The organism is Pseudonocardia sp. SID8383 (assembly GCF_009864975.1).
Classification (GTDB): Bacteria; Actinomycetota; Actinomycetes; order Mycobacteriales; family Pseudonocardiaceae; genus Pseudonocardia; species Pseudonocardia alni.
Window position 1 is genome coordinate 1 of record NZ_WWFY01000829.1, and the last position, 650, is coordinate 650.

Sequence of the window (650 nt, forward strand, 5' to 3'; positions counted from 1 at the left end):
CGGCCGGCACGTCCGGCGCGGACAGCACGTCCACCGGGCGGGTGCCGGGTCCGGCGGGCACGGTCGCCCCGCGGGCGGGGCCGAACCCGGTGTCCACGGTCAGCGCCGTCGGCGTCGGCGTCAGCGACCCGGGTGCGACGCACTCCAGCAGCGCCGTCGCGTCGTGCAGGGCGACCGCGTCGCGGCCGTAGCGTTCCCGGTAGAACCGCATGTACGGGGCGATCATCGCGGCCAGCTCGGCGCCGACCGGGTCGGCGTCGCCCAGTGCGGCGACCCACTCCGGGCCCGCGGCACAGCCCAGCGTGGTCTCCAGGGGCACCAGCGCGACCGGCACGGAGCCCTCGCCGGGGTCCTGGGCCAGGACACGGTGGGCGGCCTCCGGGTCGGCGTGGACGTTGAACTCGGCGGCACCGGTGACGTTCCCGCCGCCGATCGCCCCGCCCATGACGACGACCCGCTCGATCCGCCCCACCAGATCCGGGCGGGCGGCCAGCAGGATCGCGGTGTCGGTGAGCGGGCCGATCGAGGCGATCGTGACCGGCTCGGTCGCCTCCTCGAGGACCCGCGCCATCAACGCGGCCCCGGACCCGGGCATCGGTGCGGCGGGGCCGGGCAGCGACGCAGCGCGCCCGCCGAGCCCGTCGGAGCCG

Annotated in this window: 1 protein-coding gene; it reads right to left on the bottom strand. The window is 78.0% G+C overall.

What is annotated here, in order from left to right; all coding sequences use genetic code 11:
• On the bottom strand, positions 1 to 650 hold a 650-nt coding region (locus tag GTW08_RS19970; protein WP_161152374.1), incomplete at both ends, for a nucleoside hydrolase.